Raw genomic sequence first — 16113 nt, 5'->3', positions numbered from 1 at the left:
TCTTGGTCATCTGCCGCAACTGGGACCGCAGATCGTTGAGATCGAACTGGCCCTTGAGCATTTTCTCGGCGAGCGCTTCGGATTCTTCCTTGTCGACGACCTGAGCCGCTTTTTCGACCAGGCTGACGACATCGCCCATGCCGAGTATCCGGCCCGCAACGCGTTCCGGATGAAATTCTTCCAGAGCGTCGATTTTTTCGCCAACACCGACGAACTTGATCGGCTTGCCGGTAACCGCGCGCATCGACAGCGCAGCACCGCCCCGCGCATCGCCGTCCATCCGGGTGAGGACAACGCCACTCAGATTGACCTGTTCGGAGAAGTTCTGGGCAACATTAACGGCGTCCTGACCGGTCAGTGCATCGACCACCAGCAGGATTTCCTGCGGCTGCGAAATATCGGCGACCGCCTTCATTTCGTCCATCAATTGCTGATCGACATGAAGACGTCCGGCAGTATCCAGCAGCAAGACATCAAATCCCTGCAATTTTGCCGCCTGCAATGCGCGCCTGGCGATCTCTACCGGCTGCTGCCCTACGACAATCGGCAAGGTGGCAGCGTTTATCTGCTCGCCCAATACCGCCAATTGTTCCTGCGCGGCTGGGCGATTGACATCGAGCGAGGCCATCATGACCTTTTTATTGTCTTTGTCTTTCAGCCGTTTGGCGATTTTCGCTGTCGTGGTTGTTTTACCCGATCCCTGCAGACCAACCATCATAATAATGGCAGGGGGAGCGACCGACAATTCCAACCCGCTGACTTCCGACCCGAGCATTTCGGCCAGACCGTCATTGACGATCTTGACCACATGCTGGCCGGGAGTGACAGATTTGAGTACCGACTGGCCGACGGCTTTCTCGGTGACTTTTTCGACGAATTCCTTGACCACCGGGAGCGCAACATCCGCTTCGAGCAGCGCGATCCGCACTTCCCGCATCGCGCCGCGAACATCATCTTCCCGCAGCGCGCCGCGGCCGCGCAGTTTGTCAAAGACTCCGCCAAGGCGGTCGCTCAATTTATCAAACATATACCCGCCTTTCCCTCGTCAAAATGGCCATTTTTCCGGCCAACGCAAAAAGCGCCGGTGGGCGAAACCTCGCTGACCGACGTGTGAGTTTTTCGAACTCTAAACTGATTCGGCAATGCAGTCATTGCCTCTATTGGCCGCTATTAGGCCAGTTCGCGGATTATCGCAAGTGTGGATTTTGTCTAATATTGAGTTGGTGTTAACCAGAAATTGAGAACTTTCGGGCTACAGCTATGACCGTAACAGTGGGATAACTATCATGGCTCGACCAGAAGCCGACCAGCGCGTCAAACTAAGAAAAACTAACTATAAAATTTCTATCGGTCGCGACGTCGTCACCGGAATCATTGTTATTTTCGCAACCCTCATGTTTATCGGCACGGGCGGAACGGTGATAACCGATGCTATCGCCTCCCTCTCCGGCCGGCCTCGGGGCGGCGACAATATGCTCGCTTCGGCATTTTTGCTCAATATTGCGCTTATCCTGTTTGGTTGGCGCCGCTACAAGGATCTTTCCACGGAAATCGAGGAAAGGGCCGTTGCTGAACAACGCGCACATTCCCTGGCGGCTACCGATCCATTGACCGGATTGCTCAATCGCAGGACCATTGGTGAGAAAACAACCGACTTGATTGAAGAGGCGCAGCGGAAGCACAAAAGCATCGCGTTCATGATGCTCGATCTCGACAATTTCAAGACTATCAATGATGTCCATGGTCATAGCGCCGGTGACATTGTGCTCAAACAGGTCGCGGCGCGCATCGCAAATACCGTGCCGGCCAACAACCTGCTCGCGCGGCTTGGCGGGGACGAATTTGCTTGCGCGTTTATTTTTGATCCCGAGCAACCGGAAATGGTAGAGAGGATCGCAGATGATCTGATTGACTCCATTGCTTGTCCAATCGTCGAAAATGGCACGCATCTGGTGGTGACCACATCCATCGGTATGTCACGCTACGAGCCCGACACAGAGGACGTGGATGCCTTGATGCGCCACGCAGACCTTGCCATGTACAGTTCAAAAAAGCAGGGGCGAAACCGCCATTGCTGGTTTGACGAGATCATGGAAAAAGAACTTCATATTCGCAATTCGCTCGAGACAGAAATGCGCGCAGCCATTCCCAAGAACGAGTTTGTACCATATTATGAACAACAGGTAGATCTTGCCACCGGCAAGCTGACCGGCTTCGAGATGCTTTGTCGCTGGGAATCCAAGACCCAAGGCCTGATATCTCCCGACGTATTTATCCCGATTGCCGAGGAAACCGGTATGATCGGCGACCTTTCCATGAGCGTATTGCGGCAGTCGTTCGAAGACGCCAAAAACTGGGATCCTGGCCTTACAATTTCTGTGAATATTTCACCGATACAGTTGCTCGATCCGTGGCTGGCTCAGAAAATTGTCAAACTCCTCGTCGAAACGGGATTTCCGGCAAACCGTCTCGAAATCGAAATTACCGAGAGCTCGCTGTTCGAGAATCTCAGCCTGGCGCAATCGATCATCGGTAGTTTAAAAAACCAGGGTATCAAGATTGCACTCGACGATTTCGGGACCGGCTATAGCTCGCTCGCTCACTTGCGCGCCCTGCCCTTTGACCGGATAAAGATAGACCGCAGCTTCGTAACGTCGATACTCCAGAATTCGGAGAGTAAGGCAATTGTCAAAGCGATAACCGGACTCGGTGAGAGTCTTGGCATGACGATAACGGCGGAAGGCGTCGAGGACAAAGAAACCGAGAATGAGTTGCGCAACATTGGATGCGCCAAAGGCCAGGGCTGGTATTACGGCCACCCGCTGTCGGCCGTGCAGACCCGGGAGATTTTGGCTGGACGCAATCTGTTGCCCGCCAACCGCGTCAAAGCAGCCGCTGCGGAGCAGACCGAAGCAAACACTTCAATTAGCGCCGAGAGCCGTCAGCAAAAAACCGCCTAGACTTGCTCGCCGATCGCGATGGCTAGCCGAATTGCTGGACTCGCGGGAACTGCATCCCTAAATCGCCTCTCATGTTGACTGGACGCTTTCACAAAATGCACGGATTGGGCAATGATTTTGTCATTGTCGATGCGCGCGAAAAACCGCTGGAAATGACTAGTGCGAAGGCAGCAGCTATCGCAAACCGGCACAGCGGGATTGGCTGTGACCAATTGATTATCTTGCAGCCCTCCAAGATCGCCGATGTCAGAATGCAAATATTCAACGCCGACGGCGGTGAAGTCGAAGCCTGCGGCAACGCAGCCCGATGCGTCGCCAAACTGATCGGCGACCAAACCCGGATCGAAACCAAAGGCGGCGTCATCATTGGCAATGCGACCGCAGATGGCGCGATCGTCGACATGGGCGAGCCCCGGTTCGAATGGCAGGCGATTCCGCTTGGATATGCGATGGACACGCTCAACATGCCGGTTGGCTGGGAGGATTTGCAAAACCCCGCCGCCGTCAATGTCGGCAATCCGCATGTGATTTTTTTCATCGACGATAGCGCGATTGTAGAACTTGACCGGTTGGGACCGATGATCGAGGTCGACCCGCTATTTCCCGAAAAAGTAAACGTCAATGTCGCCCATATTATCGACGGCGTGATCCATTTGCGTGTCTGGGAACGCGGCGTCGGCCTGACCCAGGCTTGCGGAACCGGAGCCTGCGCCACTGCGGTTGCCGCGATCAAGCGCGGCTTGGTCGACAGTCCGGTACAGGTCGAATTGCCTGGCGGATCGCTTGTCATCGGCTGGAAAGCTGGAAAATCGATCCAGATGCAAGGCCCCACGACCTATGTCTTTTCAGGCGAAGCCGACTGGAGCCAATTCGAATGAGTGCTCCGGAAATGATCAGCATGGGGTGCCGGCTCAATATAGCCGAAAGCGAGACCTTGCGGCAGCACCTAGCGGCCAGCAATATTGACGGTGATAATCTGATCATCGTCAACAGCTGCGCGGTGACCAATGAAGCGGTGAGACAGACTCGCCAGACCATCCGTCGGGCGAAGAAAGCAAATCCGGAAAAAAATATCATCGTTACAGGTTGCGCCGCACAAATAGATCCTGCGATGTTCGCGGCCATGCCGGAAACCAGCGCCGTGGTCGGCAATGGCGACAAATATGATGTTTCCAATTTCAAACTCGGCCTGCAAAGCAACCGTCCGGATATTCGCGTTTCCGATATCATGCGGATCACTGAAACCGCTCCGCACATGGTCAGCGCCTTTGCCGACCGCTCGCGCGCCTTTGTTGAAATCCAGAATGGTTGTGACCATCGCTGCACGTTCTGCATCATTCCTTTCGGTCGGGGTAACAGCCGATCGGTACCCGCCGGCCTGGTCGTCGATCAGGTTCAAGCCTTGGTTGACAAAGGCTTTCAGGAAGTGGTCCTGACCGGCGTCGATGTCACCAGCTATGGCCCTGACCTGCCCGGAGAGCCGACATTGGGCATGCTGATCGAACGGATTTTGAAACATGTCCCGGCCCTGCCGAGGCTTCGGCTTTCGTCTCTGGACGGTATCGAGATTGATGATCGGCTGTTTCAATTACTGACCGAGGAATCGCGGCTCATGCCGCATGTGCATCTGTCGCTGCAGTCGGGCGACAACATGATCCTGAAACGGATGAAGCGGCGGCACAGCCGGGAACAGGCAATCGCTCTGGTCGAGCGGCTCAAAGCCAAACGACCGGAAATTGCCATTGGCGCAGATATTATCGCCGGTTTTCCGACCGAAACCGATGCCATGTTTGCCAATAGCCGGTCGATCATCGAGCAATGCGATGTCGTTCATGGCCATATTTTTCCCTATTCGCCAAAACAGGGCACGCCAGCGGAAAAAATGCCGCAGGTTGACGGACAGGTGATCAAGAGCCGAGCAAAGACATTGCGCGAAACAGTAGCGCAACGTGCTCAGTCATGGCGCCGGTCCCTGGTTGGGTCTAGACAGTCGATACTCGCGGAGATGTCGGGTGATGCCGGTTACTCCGAGAATTTTGCCCGTATTCAGATCGAAGGCTCTGTCAGCAAAGGTCAGATTGTTGCAGTCGACATAACGGGCATCAACAATGAACAATTGATTGGCAGGGTGGCAGGGTGACCGAAAATAGCAGTTGGAAAGATCGTCTGTTTGGCGGTTTCGGGAAAACATCTTCGCGGCTGACGGAAAATCTGGCGGGCCTGGTAACCAAGGCCAAGCTGGATGAAGCGACGCTTGATGACATTGAAGATGCGCTGATCATGTCCGATCTCGGCCCGGCTACCGCAGCATCCATTCGGGAAAAGCTCGCAGTCGAGCGATTTGAAAAAGGTCTGAGCGAGCATGCCGTCAAGGAAATCATCCAGCGCGAAATAGCCGCGATATTGGAACCGGTCGCAATACCGCTGGAAATCGATGCATTTCCGCGCCCGCAGGTCATATTGGTGATCGGCGTCAATGGATCGGGCAAAACCACTACCATTGCCAAACTGGCCCATCTTTTTCTGGAACAGGATTATGGGGTCATGCTGGCGGCTGGCGACACGTTCCGTGCAGCGGCAATCGGCCAACTGAAAATCTGGGCGGAACGACTGGGGGTCCCGATCATCAGCGGGCCTCAGGGCGGCGACAGCGCCAGTATTGTATATGAGGGCGTCAAACAGGCCACTGCAACCGGGATCGATGTGTTAATCGTTGATACAGCAGGACGCCTGCAGAACCGAACCGAGTTGATGGACGAACTCGACAAGATCCGGCGCGTACTGGGTCGGCTCAATCCGGAAGCTCCGCATAATGTCGTATTGGTGCTGGACGCGACCACCGGACAAAATGCGCTCTCGCAGATAGAGGTGTTTCGCGACGTGGCCAAGGTTACCGGAATTGTGATGACCAAACTGGACGGTACCGCGCGCGGCGGGGTGCTGGTGGCTGCAGCGAAGCAATTTGGTTTGCCAATCCACGCGATCGGAATCGGCGAAACCGTAGAAGACTTGAGGCCATTCAAGGCCGAGGATTTGGCAGCAGCTATAGCCGGGACAGAAAAATGACCGAAGACACCGCGATTGAAGAAATTCCAAAAGAACACAGGGGCTTGAGCTTCGCGCTGGATTTCGGACCTCTGTTGATTTTCTTTCTGGTGTATAAATTTGGCGCGCCGGAAGGCAGTCCGGTCACTTCGGCTATCTATGGCACCGTCGCCTTCATGATTGCGATCGTCATCGCGATGATCGTGGCCAAATGGAAATTGGGCAAGATTTCACCGATGATGTGGATGTCGGCGATTTTGATCCTTGGGTTTGGCGCCCTGACGATATATTTTAACGATCCCCGTTTCATCCAGCACAAACCGACGATTATTTATACGGGATTCGCAGTGATATTGTTCGGTGGATTGTTGCGTGGCAAAGCCATGCTGAAAAGCCTGCTGCAGGCGGCTTTTGAAGGCCTGACCGATGAAGGCTGGCTGAAATTGTCCCGGAACTGGGCGATATTCTTTGCGTCTATGGCTGCGATAAACGAGTTGATGGTCGCGACACTGAGTTTTGACTGGTGGCTCACGCTCAAGGTTTGGGGCGTGCCTGCCCTCTCGTTCCTGTTCGCGATGGCCAATATTCCGATGCTGATCAAACATGGTTTCTCTGTCGAGGAAAAACCGCGTCCCGACGGTCAGGACGCGGCTTAAACTGCATATTTTTTGCTTCTAGCCCTGATCTGCGCGGCTGACGCCGTCACCATCCAGATTTAGGGCGACGAAGTCCCAGTCTATTGCATTATCGAGCAACGCTGAAACATAGTCCGGACGCGCATTCTGGTAATCCAGATAATAGGCATGTTCCCAGACATCGAGCGTCAGCACAGGTTTGACGCCGTGGGCAACCGGCGTATCGGCGTCATGGTAGGAGGTGATCTTCAGATCATCTCCGTCCAGTACCAGCCAGGCCCAGCCACTGGCGAAATGGCCGGTCGCCTCATCCTTGAATTTCGATTTGAAAGCGTCGATCGAACCAAATGTGCTTTCCAGACGGTCTTTCAGTCCGCCGGTAATTTGCTTTTTTTCGGGCGACAGGCAAAGCCAGTAGAAACTGTGGTTCCAGACCTGGGCTGCGTTGTTGAACAGACCTCCATCAGCGGCTTCGATGATCTGCGACAGTTTTTTGCCCTCATGATCCGTGCCTTTAATCGCGTCATTTGTCTTGCTGACGTAGGCATTATGATGCTTGCCGTGATGATAATTGAATGTTGCTTCGGAGATCAAATCTCCAAACGCGGATTTGTCGTAGGGAAGCGGGGGGAGTTCAAAAGCCATAGTATCTTTTCTCCATTGGTACGGGATATGTTTCCTCAACTCTTCAATAGTGAAAAAGATGCAAGGTCAATTGTCCTTTTGGGCATGTGGTCCCGTCAAAAATCCATTTTTTCGTGACATCGCGGGGTAGCGGTCATAATGTTGTGGCCTAATTACAAACATATCTTTGGGGGATGAAGAATGGCGAAGTTTTTTGGGAATCTGAATGCAGTGATGATTGTCGGCCTGATTGCCGCTTTTGCGCTGATGTTCGGAATGCATGGCGATATGGTGACGGGCAATGCGATCGGCCGCTGGCTTCACTTGTTCTTTGGCGTACTGTGGATCGGCCTGCTCTATTATCTGAACTTTGTTCAGGTGCCGCTGATGCCCACCATCCCGGACGAACTGAAACCCGCCGTCGGCAAACATATCGCACCGAAAGTCCTGTTCTACTTCCGCTGGGCTGCTTTGCTTACCGTGATTACCGGCCTCTACGTTGCTTGGGCAAGTGGATGGGTTCATCAGGCGATGACACTTCAAGCCCCGTTTCAGATGATCGGTGTCGGCATGTGGATTGCCATCATCATGGCCGCCAATGTCTGGTTCATTATCTGGCCCAAACAGAAAAAGGTTCTCGGCATCGTGGAAGCGACAGCCGACGAGAAAGCAGCAGCGGGAAAAATCGCGCTGATGGCCTCGCGGACCAATGTTCTACTTTCACTGCCGATGTTTTACGCAATGGTAAATGCCAACGCCGGATAAATCTGGAAGACATGGAAGCATGAAAGGGGGCTTTGCGGCCCCCTTTTTTATGATCCCAGCAGATCATGCCTTTTCAGGGAATGACGCAGCTGGTCATAGGTCAGGTTTAGCGCCTTGGCAGTCTGCCGCTGATTATAACGTGACTTGGCCAGTGCGGTCTCCAAAATCCGTTTTTCGTAAGCTTCTACCGCCGCTTTCATATCATCGACGCCAGGGAAGACCTCATCGGTAGCGACTGGCGCGGCGGGTACCGGCAGGGCATCCCCGGTCGGCTGCGCAGTCGGTTCGGTTTCAGACGTATCCTTGCGCTGCCTTGGCTTCCAGGGAGATTCAAAGGGATCGAATACGACATGATCAACCGATATTGAATGGTCATTCCATTGATAAACCGCACGTTCGACTACATTGCGCAATTCCCGGACATTGCCTGGCCAGTCGTGACGGTTCAGCGCTTCTGATGCGAGACGTCCGAAACCGGGCCAGGATGGCCACTCTAGTTCCGCTGCCATCCGGCGGCCGAAATAGTCGACCAGCACCGGAATATCGCCTTCCCGATATCGGAGCGGTGGTAGTGTGACGACTTCGAAGGACAGGCGGTCGAGCAAGTCAGCACGAAAGGATTTTTCGAGCGCCATTTTTGGCAAATCGGCGTTGGTTGCCGCGACGATGCGAACATCCACGCGCTGCGGTCTCGATGAACCGATCCTCGTGATCTCGCCATATTCGACCGCTCGCAGCAGTCTCTCCTGCGCCCCGGTTGACAGAGTTCCCAGTTCGTCGAGGAATAATGTACCACCATCAGCTTCCTCAAACCGCCCTGCCCGTGCCTTGGTTGCGCCTGTAAAGGCGCCTGCTTCATGGCCGAATAATTCCGCTTCGAGCAGGGTCTCCGGCATCGCCGCGCAATTGAGGGTGATGAACGGGCCATCCCAGCGCAAGCTGAGCCGGTGCAGACGTTCTGCGATGAGTTCCTTGCCGGTTCCGCGTTCACCGACTACAAGGACCGGGCGGTCCAATGGCGCCGCCCGGCTGGCTTTTTCTACTGCATCGAGAAACGCGCCCGATTCCCCGACAAATTGACCATCACGTTCCATGGCCAATATATAGCGTCAATTCCCATTAAATAGCAATTAATACCATGTTCATCTTGGTGACAAAATCACTATATCTATATTATTCAATACTTTAACTGGTTTGGCACGGCTTCTGCAATGTAGGCTTCATATACGAAACACACCACATACCGGAGGAAAACATGCCAGCACTGAACAAATTGAGCCGCACCGATGTTTCCGCGATCATCTCGATCCTGCTCTTCGGCGTGACAATCCTGATCAGTTCGGTCGGACCTGCACAGGCCGAAGGCACGATCCCCAGCACCCAAATCGCTTCCCCACCTGTCAGCGTGATCAACCTCGGTTATCGGGCATGACAGACAAAATGGCCGGGACCACTTCATTCCCCCTTGCCGAAGTCAAGTCCCGGCCACCTTTTGAAATTCAACAGGATGATGTAGAACAGGACTGGAGCGAAGGCTCCAACAAGTTTAAACACAACCACAGACGCAACCGGAGTATGTACATGGCTGGTATTTTTTCAAGAACACGCGATATCATCGCCGCCAATGTGACCGACATGCTGGACAAGGCGGAAGACCCTTCAAAAATGATCCGCATGATCATTCTGGAAATGGAGGAAACACTGGTTGAAGTTCGCGCCTCCGCTGCCCGTACGATTGCCGACCAGAAAGAAATGCGCCGCCATATCGACAAGCTCGATCACCTCACAGAGGACTGGAGCGAGAAAGCACAGCTGGCGCTGTCCAAGGATCGTGAAGATCTCGCCAAGGCCGCTCTGGTTGAAAGGCGCAAGGCTGCCGATATGGCGGATCAGCTGAAAGCAGAAATTCAGGTCCTTGATGATGCGCTCCGTGCGTCAGAGGGTGACATCGCGAAATTGCAGAAGAAACTGCAGGAAGCCCGCTCGCGCCAGAGCAGCCTGGTCAACCGTCTCGAAAGTGCTGAAAATCGCGTCAAGCTGCGCGAACTATATAATGGCGACAAGGTGCAGGATGCCTTCTCCCGCTTTGAATATCTCGAACGTCAGGTAGATTTTGCAGAAGGCCGGGCCGACTCGCTGAATATGGGCGGAGAACCGCAGAGCCTGGAAAACCAGATCGCTGCGCTCGAATCCAGCGACAAGGTCGACGAAGAACTGGAGGCCATGAAGGCCGCTATGAAAAAAGGTGACGCATAATGCAGGAAGAATTCATCATCATACCCATCGTCATGGGCACTTTGTTCATTGGTCTGCCATGGTTGATTTTCCACTATGTGACAAAATGGAAAACCGCGGCGACAATTACCAATGAAGATGAAAATCTGTTGGAAGAATTGCACCATATGGCACGTCGTCTGGATGACCGGATGGAAACCATCGAACGCATAATGGCAGCGGACAACCCTGACTGGCGTCAATCCGGTCTTCCGTCTCCAACCACTGACCCCGCCCCGTCGCTCGAAAATTTTGACGAGCTTCTGAAAAAAGAAAGGCACCCCTCATGAGCTCCTCTCGCACCAAATTCTATCTCGACAAAAAACGCGCAAAATGGAGCGGTGTCTGTGCCGGGATTGCCGACTACACCGGCATAAACGTAGCCTGGGTCCGTTTTGCAGCGATCGTGGCAACTGTAACCTTCGCCTTTCCGTGGACGCTGATAGCATATTGGATCGCAGCCAAAATATCCGACCCGAAGCCGGTAGGAATGTATTTGAGTGATCCTGAAGACACCAAGTTCTGGCAAGGCGTCAGACAATCGCCCCGTCGGACGAGCCGCGATATCAAGTCACGGGTCCGGGAAATTGACCGAAAGCTGGCCGATATGGAACTCTACTACACCAGCAAGAACACCACGCTGTCTAACGAAATAGAAAATCTGCGCTAAGCGCTGAAACGGGAGAATGGATATGGATTGGGGAAGCCCGCAATTTGTACTTGCGATCATCGCTCTGTCATATGGAGGTTGGATCATCAACAACTGGGTAAGAGCCAAACATGGCTATGAACTGGAAGATGAATGGGGCGGCAAAACCGCGAAGGCCAATCCGGACGAGCAACGCAAGATCGAACTGCTATCCAACGAGAATGAAGAACTGGTCGGAAAAATCGACCGGCTTCAGGAACGGCTTCAGGTGCTCGAACGGATCGCTACCGATCCCGCCAAACGCACCGCCGACGAAATTGAAGCCTTGCGGGAGAAGAACTGATGGATCCGGATAAAGTGGCGATGTTTGCCGAGATTGCTCCCTTTTTGGCGCTTGGTGCCATCGCGATCACCGTCGGCTGGGTTGCAACCACCTGGATGCGGATCAAGAACGGCTATCCCCTGGAAACCCAATGGGGCAAGTCCGTCTATCCCAAGACCGATCAGGAAGCCGTGGAACGCGTCAAACTGCTGACCAACGAGAACGCCGAACTTCGTGCCGAATTGGGGTCGGTGAAAGACCGTCTCGGCAATGTTGAACGGATTGTCACCGATGACAGCCACCGGCTCACTCAGGAAATCGAGCAACTGCGCGACAAGCGCACCAATTAGAAAGGGGCGGAATTATGCCAATGGAATATATCGGCTTGATGATACCCTTTGTAGGCATGGCGATTGGGGCCTTTGCAATCTGGACCAATCATCAACAGAAAATGATGGACAAGCAGTCTGTGATATCCGCCGAAAAAGCAGCACAATATGCTGTCGTCAACCAGGATCTCGAACAGCGCGTCAGGGTACTGGAGCGGATCGTCACCGACAAGGGTTTCGATGTCTCAACGCAAATCGAAAATCTGCGTGATGCGCAAGAAACAAAGGAATTGAACTGATGGAAGGTATCTTAGCTCTGCTTATCCCATTTGGAGCCTTTGCCGTTGCCGGCTTTGCGATCTGGACAAGCCACCAGCGCAAGCTGATCAAAATGCGCGGGGAGTTTCCCGGAGCGAACGACCCTGATGCGGAGCGTCTGCGTCAGGAGATGAAATATCTAAAAGACCGTGTCGCGGTGCTGGAACAGATCACAACCGATGGTCACAGCACGAAGCAACTGGAAAGTGAAATTGAACAATTGCGCGACCGCTAATCAGGTTCCGCGCGGACCGGAGGGAGTGTTGAAATGAATCCATTTGAAATGGTGGTTGCTATCATCATCGTCATCACGATCGGGAAAGTGCTCAGCACGCGCTACCGCGCGCAACACGGAATTGCCGAAGATAAAAACGGCAATGCGATGATCACCAGAGATCCCGATGCAGGACGACTGAAGGAAGAGGTCAAATATCTCAAGGAACGCGTCGCCGTTCTCGAAAAAATTGCCACCGATGATCGTGGCGCCCGTGAACTGGAACAAGAGATTGAAAAATTGCGCGACCGCTAACCCGGTCGAGAAAGTAGAAGGACAAGCATGATGCAAGAACCTGCTTTTTATCTGATAACCGCAGCCTTTTCGCTGATTGGGCTAACGGTCGTCGCTCTGGTTACGCTGCGTGGATGGCGCGACTGGATTGCCCTCAAATCCCGCGAAATATAGCAGCGGCGCGAGGATAATCCGCCCACCGCAACATCGCGGATCGAGGTCGCGGATCTCAAGGAACGGATCCGCAAACTGGAAGCCATCGCGGCGGGTGTCGAGCTTTAGGAATATACCGTTCGTGCCGAGCTTGTCGAATCACTGAACTGCGCGCGGAACCAACCCTTCGACAAGCTCAGGACGAACGGATATCCTTTAAACAGATGACCTTTTGACAAAGCCCTGCTAACCGCCCTCCCCATGAGCAAAATTGACGACCTGATCGAAGAATATGAATTTCTCGAACCCGATGATCGCTATCGGCTGCTGATCGATCTCGGCAAAGAGCTTGATGACATGCCGGACGCGCTCAAAACCGATGCGACATTGGTCCGTGGCTGCTCAGCCTCAGTCTGGGTTTATCCGACGCAGCTGGATGATGGGCGCCTGCATTTTCTGGCCGACAGCAATGCCGCGATCACCAAAGGCATTATCGCACTGGTGCTTGAAACCGTTCAGGATCAGGCCGCCGAGAAAATTACCGATACCGACATTGCGGCCGTGCTCGAACCTTTTGATCTGAAGAATCAACTGAGTTCAAACCGTACCCAGGGCATACCCAACATGATCGGACTAATTCAAGAGACCGCGTCGCGACTGCAAAGCAACTAGTGCCCCTGCGAAGGCTGGGGTCCATCTCCCGGCCTGCAATCTCGGAGAATTTCAAATTTCCGCACTAATCTATCGACTGGTGACCATTTCAAAGTTTGTGATCGTCGCAATTTCACGAGATGGATTCCTGCCTTCGCAGGAAAACTAGATCGGTTTCCAGACTCGCCGCTCTTCGGCAATACGCAAAACATCAAAGGCAGCCTGCGCTGCCTGGAATTTCTTGGCAGCATCGGCATCGCCGGGATTGACGTCGGGATGATATTCTTTGGCCATCGACCGCCATGCTTTTTTCACCGATTCAAATTCGACGTCAGGGGTCAGGTCAAAGATTTCCAGCGCCGTCATCTCATCGCGTGACCGGCTACCGTCGCCGGAACCCATCCAGCTGTAATGCGCGGCTTCCTGATAGGCATTGGCGTCGCGCTGCTCGTCGGCTTCGCGCTTCTTGCGCTCTTCCTTGTCGAGCCCCTCGAAATAATCCCATCCGCGGTTATATTCGCCTGCGTGGGTCTGGCAAAAATACCAGCGTTCGGGACTGTTGGGAGATTTCGGCGCGGGACAGCTGCCCGCTTCATCGCAGCCGTGTCGGTCACAAATCTTGACCTGCTGCGTTTCACGGGAGCTTTCATAGCTTCCCCAGCGGGGAAAACCCCAATTATCGGATCGTTTTGCTTTCGGCATAGGCCCTATTCTATCAGAGGAATCCTGCGAGTTCTACCGCTAAGATAATACCAGAGGGTCTGTAAGCCGGGTTCTGTCCACCCTCCTCCGCATAAAGCTTCGGCGGGATAGCCAGCCATTCATCTGGGCCATGCATTGCTGCGCGGCTCTAGCAACCAACCCGGGCAGCAAGCCGAAAAAGCCATATGCCGCCCCTATTTGGTTTTGCTCCAGGTGGGGTTTACCATGCCAGGCCTGTTGCCAGTCCCGCGGTGCGCTCTTACCGCACCCTTTCATTGTCACGTGACCGAAGTCGTCGCGACCTGCTTTCTGTTGCACTTTCCCTAGGGTTGCCCCCGCCGGACGTTATCCGGCACCTTTTAATCGTGGAGCCCGGACTTTCCTTCCGCCTTCGCTAAGCTCCGGCGGACGGCTGGCCGACCCTCTGGTGCGTCCTATTTAGTGATTCCGCGCTCTCTGTCCAACATTAAAGACAAAAGCAGCGACCGGCATTCGCCGTCGATCACGCCATCGATGTTTTTTTGCCGAAAACGCCTTTGAAAGGCGACGACCGCCGCGGTCTGGTCGGAAATATCATAACCGAAACGTTCCAGCGCCAGCATGAACCCACTGTCGGTCCACGGCGGATCGGTCAATTTCAGTGCCGGCTTTTTCAGCGCAATGCCGTGACGGGCCAGACGCTCCCAGTCAAATAGCTCACCCGGATCCTGCTTGCGACCGGGTGCAAGATCGCTGTGCCCGATGACGTTTGATGGAGTGATGGCGTGACGCTTCACAATTGAATGAGCAAGCCGGGTTACCGCATCCATCTGTTCCTCCGGAAACCGGACATAGCCCCATTCGTGGCCCGGATTAACGATCTCGATGCCGATGCTGGCGCTGTTCAAATCGGTGATGCCTCGCCAATATCCGCGACCGGCGTGCCATCCGCGTTTTTCCTCGTCGACCATCTGGACTACCTGGCCATCCTCGGTCACGACATAATGCGCCGACACTTTCGATTCAGGATTGGCCAGCCAGTTGATCGCGGACGCCGCATCTTTCATCCCGGTGTAATGCATCACCAATATGCTGACTGGCAAACTGCGTTCGTCAAAATTGGGAGACGGTGTCCAAATCACATCCATGAAAGGCCTCCCTTTTCTAACTCAGGCGGTGACAATAGCACCCAGAAGCAATTCTGTCGCGGATGCAGGGGAAATCCTTAAATCCCCTCCATTTTGCAACGCCAGTTCACGGGTCATCCAGGCAGCCGCGGTCCGGGCGCTGAGATCAACCGGCTCAATCGTGCCATCCAGAGCGGTCCGGATGCCACTATCCAGCGCGATCTTGGTGCCTTCTGCCCGGACGACAACTTCAATACCCAGGTCGCCTTTTTCCGCGCCGATATCCAAAGTGCCACCCCTGACCAGAGATTCTTTTGCAATCAGGGCCAGGTTAAGCAGGATTTTGATCGCCTTTTTCGGCAGGGCCTCGCTTTGCAATGCCCAGCCCAGAGTGATTTTTCCCGAATCCCCGATCAGTGATTCGATCAGCTGACGCGCCTCTGCAGGATCGACGTCGTCACCAAAACCGCCAGCTGCGCCAAATGCGAGGCGAAAATACTTCAGCTTGTCTGCCGAAACCCTGGCGCTGTCGGCCAGCAGATCCATGCACCGGTCACGCATGACCGGATCGGTCTCGTCTTCCAGCAATTCGAGACCATTGTTGATGGCTCCCACTGGGCTCAGCAGATCATGGCAAATTTTCGAACAAAGCAGAGATGCCAGGTCAACTTCACTATTCGACATATAAACGCGCCCTTAAACTGTGATTTCTATTCCGCGGCTGTTTGGCCTTTTGCTCCCGAGCAATCAAGCATCATTGCGTCGAAACGGCCATATATTTCGCCATTGTCGACGCTCAGCCATGCAGCAGCGTCCTCGCCATTCAAAATCAACCAGACCCTGCCATCCGGGGCGGCGCTTTCGGCGTCGGTCACCGAAGGCACTACTGTTCCGTAGGGATGCGAATGATAATAACCGAGAATGGGCGCACGCCCTCCCCGCTGTTCCCGCTCGGCCGCGATGAGTATCGCCTGATCAATCTCGAAATGCCGGCAGGGATCATCAGCAACATTTTTCGCAGCACGATAGCCGCTCACCCGGCCATCGCGACCAAAGAGAATTCCGCAGATTT

23 protein-coding genes, 1 other RNA gene and 1 pseudogene are annotated in these 16113 nt (G+C 54.1%); 17 read left to right on the top strand and 8 right to left on the bottom strand.

Annotation, left to right across the window (positions count from 1 at the left end):
* A partial coding sequence (gene ffh, locus WBM93_RS11520; protein WP_424431978.1) for a signal recognition particle protein occupies positions 1-1027 on the bottom strand: 1027 nt, incomplete at its 3' end.
* Positions 1028-1286: 259 nt separating this feature from the next.
* Between ffh and WBM93_RS11515 the strand changes: the two genes are divergently transcribed.
* From WBM93_RS11515 to WBM93_RS11495, 5 genes are all read left to right on the top strand, one after another.
* Positions 1287-2960: a putative bifunctional diguanylate cyclase/phosphodiesterase gene (locus tag WBM93_RS11515; RefSeq protein ID WP_424431976.1), complete on the top strand. Its 1674-nt coding sequence runs from the start codon at positions 1287-1289 to the stop codon at positions 2958-2960.
* A gap of 74 nt (positions 2961-3034) precedes the next feature.
* A complete protein-coding gene (gene dapF / locus WBM93_RS11510; protein WP_424431982.1) occupies positions 3035-3838 on the top strand; it encodes a diaminopimelate epimerase in 804 nt (267 codons plus the stop codon).
* A complete protein-coding gene (gene mtaB / locus WBM93_RS11505) occupies positions 3835-5100 on the top strand; it encodes a tRNA (N(6)-L-threonylcarbamoyladenosine(37)-C(2))-methylthiotransferase MtaB (protein ID WP_424431974.1) in 1266 nt (421 codons plus the stop codon). Before dapF ends, mtaB begins: the two co-directional genes overlap by 4 nt.
* Entirely contained in the window at positions 5097-6026 is a 930-nt protein-coding gene (ftsY, locus tag WBM93_RS11500; RefSeq protein ID WP_424431972.1) for a signal recognition particle-docking protein FtsY, read from the top strand. The genes mtaB and ftsY overlap by 4 nt, the downstream gene beginning before the upstream one ends.
* Complete coding sequence (locus WBM93_RS11495; protein WP_424431970.1) at positions 6023-6661, top strand: inner membrane-spanning protein YciB; 639 nt, start codon at positions 6023-6025, stop codon at positions 6659-6661. Before ftsY ends, WBM93_RS11495 begins: the two co-directional genes overlap by 4 nt.
* Before the next feature lie 18 nt (positions 6662-6679).
* On the opposite strand, the gene WBM93_RS11490 is transcribed toward WBM93_RS11495, so the two are convergent.
* Positions 6680-7285: a superoxide dismutase gene (locus WBM93_RS11490; RefSeq protein ID WP_424431968.1), complete on the bottom strand. Its 606-nt coding sequence runs from the start codon at positions 7283-7285 to the stop codon at positions 6680-6682.
* A 180-nt stretch (positions 7286-7465) separates the two neighbouring features.
* On the opposite strand from WBM93_RS11490, the gene WBM93_RS11485 reads away from it, so the two are divergent.
* On the top strand, positions 7466-8029 hold the full coding sequence (locus WBM93_RS11485; RefSeq protein ID WP_424431966.1) for a urate hydroxylase PuuD: 564 nt from the start codon (positions 7466-7468) through the stop codon (positions 8027-8029).
* 47 nt (positions 8030-8076) lie between these two features.
* Here WBM93_RS11485 and pspF read toward each other — a convergent pair whose 3' ends face one another.
* Complete coding sequence (gene pspF, locus WBM93_RS11480; protein ID WP_424431980.1) at positions 8077-9123, bottom strand: phage shock protein operon transcriptional activator; 1047 nt, start codon at positions 9121-9123, stop codon at positions 8077-8079.
* A gap of 161 nt (positions 9124-9284) precedes the next feature.
* On the opposite strand from pspF, the gene WBM93_RS11475 reads away from it, so the two are divergent.
* The 11 genes and pseudogenes from WBM93_RS11475 (at position 9285) to WBM93_RS11425 (ending at position 13254) form a co-directional block, all read left to right on the top strand.
* Positions 9285-9461 (top strand): hypothetical protein, encoded by a 177-nt coding sequence (locus tag WBM93_RS11475; RefSeq protein WP_424431964.1) that lies wholly within the window; start codon positions 9285-9287, stop codon positions 9459-9461.
* Positions 9462-9610: 149 nt separating this feature from the next.
* Positions 9611-10285 carry a phage shock protein PspA gene (gene pspA, locus WBM93_RS11470; protein WP_424431962.1) on the top strand — a complete coding sequence of 225 codons (675 nt, stop codon included), beginning with the start codon at positions 9611-9613 and terminating at the stop codon, positions 10283-10285.
* Positions 10285-10593, top strand: coding sequence for an envelope stress response membrane protein PspB (pspB, locus tag WBM93_RS11465; RefSeq protein ID WP_424431960.1), 309 nt, complete (start codon positions 10285-10287; stop codon positions 10591-10593). Before pspA ends, pspB begins: the two co-directional genes overlap by 1 nt.
* The gene (gene pspC / locus WBM93_RS11460; protein WP_424431958.1) at positions 10590-10973 is read left to right on the top strand and encodes an envelope stress response membrane protein PspC; all 384 of its coding nucleotides are present in this window, start codon (positions 10590-10592) and stop codon (positions 10971-10973) included. Before pspB ends, pspC begins: the two co-directional genes overlap by 4 nt.
* A 22-nt stretch (positions 10974-10995) precedes the next feature.
* Positions 10996-11295 carry a hypothetical protein gene (locus WBM93_RS11455; RefSeq protein WP_424431956.1) on the top strand — a complete coding sequence of 100 codons (300 nt, stop codon included), beginning with the start codon at positions 10996-10998 and terminating at the stop codon, positions 11293-11295.
* On the top strand, positions 11295-11624 hold the full coding sequence (locus tag WBM93_RS11450; protein WP_424431954.1) for a hypothetical protein: 330 nt from the start codon (positions 11295-11297) through the stop codon (positions 11622-11624). Before WBM93_RS11455 ends, WBM93_RS11450 begins: the two co-directional genes overlap by 1 nt.
* A gap of 14 nt (positions 11625-11638) precedes the next feature.
* Positions 11639-11902: a hypothetical protein gene (locus WBM93_RS11445; RefSeq protein WP_424431952.1), complete on the top strand. Its 264-nt coding sequence runs from the start codon at positions 11639-11641 to the stop codon at positions 11900-11902.
* Positions 11902-12156 (top strand): hypothetical protein, encoded by a 255-nt coding sequence (locus WBM93_RS11440; protein WP_424431951.1) that lies wholly within the window; start codon positions 11902-11904, stop codon positions 12154-12156. Before WBM93_RS11445 ends, WBM93_RS11440 begins: the two co-directional genes overlap by 1 nt.
* Positions 12157-12189: 33 nt before the next feature.
* The gene (locus tag WBM93_RS11435; RefSeq protein ID WP_424431949.1) at positions 12190-12450 is read left to right on the top strand and encodes a hypothetical protein; all 261 of its coding nucleotides are present in this window, start codon (positions 12190-12192) and stop codon (positions 12448-12450) included.
* Positions 12451-12480: 30 nt separating this feature from the next.
* Positions 12481-12711: pseudogene (locus tag WBM93_RS11430) on the top strand (hypothetical protein).
* Between the two features lie 132 nt (positions 12712-12843).
* Positions 12844-13254, top strand: a complete 411-nt coding sequence (locus WBM93_RS11425; protein WP_424431947.1) for a SufE family protein — start codon at positions 12844-12846, stop codon at positions 13252-13254.
* Between the two features lie 144 nt (positions 13255-13398).
* On the opposite strand, the gene WBM93_RS11420 is transcribed toward WBM93_RS11425, so the two are convergent.
* From WBM93_RS11420 to WBM93_RS11400, 5 genes are all read right to left on the bottom strand, one after another.
* The gene (locus WBM93_RS11420) at positions 13399-13935 is read right to left on the bottom strand and encodes a DnaJ domain-containing protein (protein ID WP_424431946.1); all 537 of its coding nucleotides are present in this window, start codon (positions 13933-13935) and stop codon (positions 13399-13401) included.
* A 46-nt stretch (positions 13936-13981) separates the two neighbouring features.
* Positions 13982-14363, bottom strand: an RNA gene (gene rnpB / locus WBM93_RS11415) — RNase P RNA component class A.
* 6 nt (positions 14364-14369) lie between these two features.
* A complete protein-coding gene (locus WBM93_RS11410) occupies positions 14370-15062 on the bottom strand; it encodes an N-acetylmuramoyl-L-alanine amidase (protein WP_424431945.1) in 693 nt (230 codons plus the stop codon).
* Between the two features lie 21 nt (positions 15063-15083).
* Positions 15084-15725 carry a histidine phosphotransferase family protein gene (locus WBM93_RS11405; RefSeq protein ID WP_424431944.1) on the bottom strand — a complete coding sequence of 214 codons (642 nt, stop codon included), beginning with the start codon at positions 15723-15725 and terminating at the stop codon, positions 15084-15086.
* A 26-nt stretch (positions 15726-15751) separates the two neighbouring features.
* The coding region (locus WBM93_RS11400) for a M67 family metallopeptidase (protein WP_424431943.1) at positions 15752-16113 on the bottom strand (362 nt) is incomplete at its 5' end.

It is taken from the genome of Parasphingorhabdus sp. (genome assembly GCF_049667325.1).
Lineage (GTDB): Bacteria > Pseudomonadota > Alphaproteobacteria > Sphingomonadales > Sphingomonadaceae > Parasphingorhabdus.
This window is presented reverse-complemented; position numbering and strand designations above follow the sequence as displayed.

Bases quoted from the DNA above. Each gene is read 5' to 3' on its own strand.
- WBM93_RS11515 (WP_424431976.1), top strand. From the start codon at position 1,287: ATGGCTCGACCAGAAGCCGACCAGCGCGTCAAACTAAGAAAAACTAAC.
- mtaB (WP_424431974.1), top strand. From the start codon at position 3,835: ATGAGTGCTCCGGAAATGATCAGCATGGGGTGCCGGCTCAATATAGCC.
- WBM93_RS11495 (WP_424431970.1), top strand. From the start codon at position 6,023: ATGACCGAAGACACCGCGATTGAAGAAATTCCAAAAGAACACAGGGGC.
- WBM93_RS11490 (WP_424431968.1), bottom strand. From the start codon at position 7,285: ATGGCTTTTGAACTCCCCCCGCTTCCCTACGACAAATCCGCGTTTGGA.
- WBM93_RS11485 (WP_424431966.1), top strand. From the start codon at position 7,466: ATGGCGAAGTTTTTTGGGAATCTGAATGCAGTGATGATTGTCGGCCTG.
- pspF (WP_424431980.1), bottom strand. From the start codon at position 9,123: ATGGAACGTGATGGTCAATTTGTCGGGGAATCGGGCGCGTTTCTCGAT.
- WBM93_RS11475 (WP_424431964.1), top strand. From the start codon at position 9,285: ATGCCAGCACTGAACAAATTGAGCCGCACCGATGTTTCCGCGATCATC.
- pspA (WP_424431962.1), top strand. From the start codon at position 9,611: ATGGCTGGTATTTTTTCAAGAACACGCGATATCATCGCCGCCAATGTG.
- pspB (WP_424431960.1), top strand. From the start codon at position 10,285: ATGCAGGAAGAATTCATCATCATACCCATCGTCATGGGCACTTTGTTC.
- pspC (WP_424431958.1), top strand. From the start codon at position 10,590: ATGAGCTCCTCTCGCACCAAATTCTATCTCGACAAAAAACGCGCAAAA.
- WBM93_RS11455 (WP_424431956.1), top strand. From the start codon at position 10,996: ATGGATTGGGGAAGCCCGCAATTTGTACTTGCGATCATCGCTCTGTCA.
- WBM93_RS11450 (WP_424431954.1), top strand. From the start codon at position 11,295: ATGGATCCGGATAAAGTGGCGATGTTTGCCGAGATTGCTCCCTTTTTG.
- WBM93_RS11445 (WP_424431952.1), top strand. From the start codon at position 11,639: ATGCCAATGGAATATATCGGCTTGATGATACCCTTTGTAGGCATGGCG.
- WBM93_RS11440 (WP_424431951.1), top strand. From the start codon at position 11,902: ATGGAAGGTATCTTAGCTCTGCTTATCCCATTTGGAGCCTTTGCCGTT.
- WBM93_RS11435 (WP_424431949.1), top strand. From the start codon at position 12,190: ATGAATCCATTTGAAATGGTGGTTGCTATCATCATCGTCATCACGATC.
- WBM93_RS11425 (WP_424431947.1), top strand. From the start codon at position 12,844: ATGAGCAAAATTGACGACCTGATCGAAGAATATGAATTTCTCGAACCC.
- WBM93_RS11420 (WP_424431946.1), bottom strand. From the start codon at position 13,935: ATGCCGAAAGCAAAACGATCCGATAATTGGGGTTTTCCCCGCTGGGGA.
- WBM93_RS11410 (WP_424431945.1), bottom strand. From the start codon at position 15,062: ATGGATGTGATTTGGACACCGTCTCCCAATTTTGACGAACGCAGTTTG.
- WBM93_RS11405 (WP_424431944.1), bottom strand. From the start codon at position 15,725: ATGTCGAATAGTGAAGTTGACCTGGCATCTCTGCTTTGTTCGAAAATT.